This is a genomic window from Vibrio makurazakiensis (assembly GCF_050337375.1).
Taxonomy (GTDB): domain Bacteria; phylum Pseudomonadota; class Gammaproteobacteria; order Enterobacterales; family Vibrionaceae; genus Vibrio; species Vibrio makurazakiensis.
Window position 1 is genome coordinate 1 of sequence record NZ_JAKJSW010000345.1, and the last position, 2944, is coordinate 2944.

3 protein-coding genes are annotated in these 2944 nt (G+C 42.4%); all 3 read left to right on the top strand.

What is annotated here, in order from left to right:
* A partial coding sequence (locus tag L4C33_RS21160) for a TetR/AcrR family transcriptional regulator (RefSeq protein WP_428814365.1) occupies positions 1-528 on the top strand: 528 nt, incomplete at its 5' end.
* 120 nt (positions 529-648) lie between these two features.
* Positions 649-2310 carry an RluA family pseudouridine synthase gene (locus L4C33_RS21165; protein WP_428814366.1) on the top strand — a complete coding sequence of 554 codons (1662 nt, stop codon included), beginning with the start codon at positions 649-651 and terminating at the stop codon, positions 2308-2310.
* A gap of 330 nt (positions 2311-2640) precedes the next feature.
* On the top strand, positions 2641-2944 hold a 304-nt coding region (locus tag L4C33_RS21170), incomplete at its 3' end, for a BCCT family transporter (protein ID WP_428814367.1).

Here is a 2944-nt window from a genome sequence, read left to right on the forward strand (position 1 = left end):
TACAACACCAATATGGATAGCATTGCCAAACTAGCAGATGTATCTAAGCAAACGGTGTACTCACATTTCAAAACGAAAGACATCCTGTTTGAAGCCAGCATGAAAATGAAGTGCATGGAGAATCAAGCTGACCAAGCCATTTTTGACCCTAGCGTTTCAATTGAAGATGCATTGTTTCAATTTGGATTACGACTACATGAAATGCTGCTTAAGCCGGGTTCGCTAAATACCTATCGTAATGCGGTCAGCAATGTCGACAGCCACCCTGAATTTGCACAGGTCTACTTACGTTTTGGACCAGAGCAAACCACGCAAGTGTTACAAGAATACCTAGAGAAAAAAGTTGGGGATGGCACTATTAAGCTAGAGTTATCAAGCCATGATACTGCCGTTCAATTACTATTAATGTTTCACGGTCAATCTGTGTACTGGCGATACCTTGGCGTTAATATTGAACAGTCAAACGAACAGCGTGATACTTATTTAAAAAGTTGTGTTTCGATGTTCCTTAGCCATTTGCGTGCGTAGGTTCATTACCTCGTACAGCACAGCCAAATATGGCATAACGAAATGCAGCAAAAGCCTTGTGCTATAGCAAGGCTCCCTATTCAGCCCCTCAATGCGACCTGTTTACCCATGAGTTCCTACATGCTTGATTCTAAAACCGATTATTTCACCCAATTTCATTGTGATGTTTCCGATATCCAATTACCCGAACGTTTTACGTTTCCGTATTATTACTCGCCTCATCGAATCTGCGAAATTGCGCTAAATGAAGTGCAAGAGCAATTATTGAAGTCTGGCGTGAGTCAGAACTCCATCGGTAATATGTTTGGGATCTTAGTCGTTGAGAACGAAGCTAAGCAATTAGGCTATTTGCTCGCACATTCTGGCGAGCTGCACCTAACGACCAGTCAAACCGAAGCCTTCGTCCCACTCTTTGTTCCACAAGTATTCAATGAAAGTGCCTTCGCTATGTCTTCAAAGCCGCTAAAGGCCAAAATTGCAGCCGCTAATTTGAAGCTAAAAGAGCACCAGAAACACATTGTAGATAACGACAACCTCAATAAGTTAGAGCAGTTGCGCATTCTTTCAGAAGCTAAGCTCAAGCAAATGCAAGACGCTACGGCTGAAGGGAAGAAGCTCAGAAAACAAAGACGAAAAGAAGCGGAAGGAAGCCTTGATCCAGCTGCGCTTACTCAATTAATTAGTGACCTAGGTAATGAAAGCAGCCGAGAGAAAAGAGAACTCAAAGCACTCAAGCTTGAGAACCAACTGTCCTTACAAAACCTTGAGAGTGAAATCAATACCGAGCAAGAAGCATTAGACGCTCTTACTCACAAGGTGACACACCTGCAAACAGAATTGGAAAGCTTGCGACTGCAACACTTTCAATTTTCAAACAAAGTTCAAGAGCAAAAATCTCTGCATGAGCTGCTAGCAGGGCAACCAGCTCTGACTGGAACAGGGGAATGTTGCGCACCAAAATTACTCAACTATGCGTATCTGAACAAGCTAAAGCCAATAGCGATGGTCGAGTTCTGGTGGGGCTTGCCACCAAAAGCAGAAATACGTCAGCACGGAAACCTATACCCTGTTTGTCAAAGTAAGTGTTTTGAAATTCTTGAATACATGCTTGAAGGTGTAGCGTTGGAAGATAATCCTTTGATCGTCACCCCTTCTATCGGTAAAAAGTTCGAGGTTGTTTACCAAGACGATGTCATGATTGTGGTCAATAAGCCTGCTGAATTTCTATCCGTACCTGGGAAGTTTATTGAAGACTCTGTCTACACTCGAATTAAAGCCCAATTCCCTGAAGCGACCGGACCTCTTATTGTTCATCGATTGGATATGTCTACATCGGGGCTTTTGGTACTGGCGCTGACACCAGAGACCAACAAAAATATACAGCAGCAATTCATCAATCGAACGGTAGAAAAACGCTACACTGCCTTGCTTGATGGCAAAGTAGAGGGTGACTCTGGCATTATCACTCTTCCACTTGCTGGCGATATTAATGACAGACCAAGACAATTAGTTTGTTATGAAAATGGGCGTCATGCAGAAACTAAATGGCAAGTGATTGAGCGAACGAATAACCAGACAAAAGTTCACCTGTACCCCAAAACTGGGCGAACTCATCAGCTTCGAGTTCATTGTGCTCACCCTCAAGGGCTTGGCGTACCAATTACGGGGGATGACTTGTATGGTTTTAAACTCAACCGCCTTCACTTGCACGCAGGCTATTTAAAACTTAAGCACCCCGTCAGTGGAAAAGAACTAGAGTTCGAAGTGCCATCTGAATTTTGAAGATCTAATGATCAATGCTAGAGATAAGAGTGAATAGTCATTCTTATCTCAATCCCACATTCTCGCCTTTTTTACGCCACTGTTCAAAATTCACCCACGAACAAAATAACCACGCCTAACCTGTAAACGGTTAAAAAAAACCACCAGTCAGTGACTTAATATTAAGTGGTTGATTGGGTTTACACCTGTTTGAGAATTCTTTTTGCCAACCTTTTACCTGGTAGTAATAATTGTGTTAGTATCGCCGACCATTTGACGAACCTCACACTTTTGATGAAACTTGTGAGGGAAATACATAGGTTCTAACGAACCAAAAATAGTGAAAGTAAAATGTCCGACTTGACGAATGTCGCCAGCGAACACCTCAACACTCAAGCAACTCCTCCATCATACACACAAGCTCGATCCCTCTTTGAAAAATTAGAATTAGGCAACCCAGTCCTTTGGCTAAGTGGTAGTTTCTTAATTCTATTTGTTATTTTTGCCATTACTAACACCACTGCTCTTTCCGAAATGGTTAATGCAGGCTTTAGTTACTCAACTAAATGGTTTGGTGCTTTCTGGCAAGTATTGCTGTTACTCAACTTCCTTATCGGACTTGTTCTAGCGATTGGCAGAACAGGCTATGTAAGAC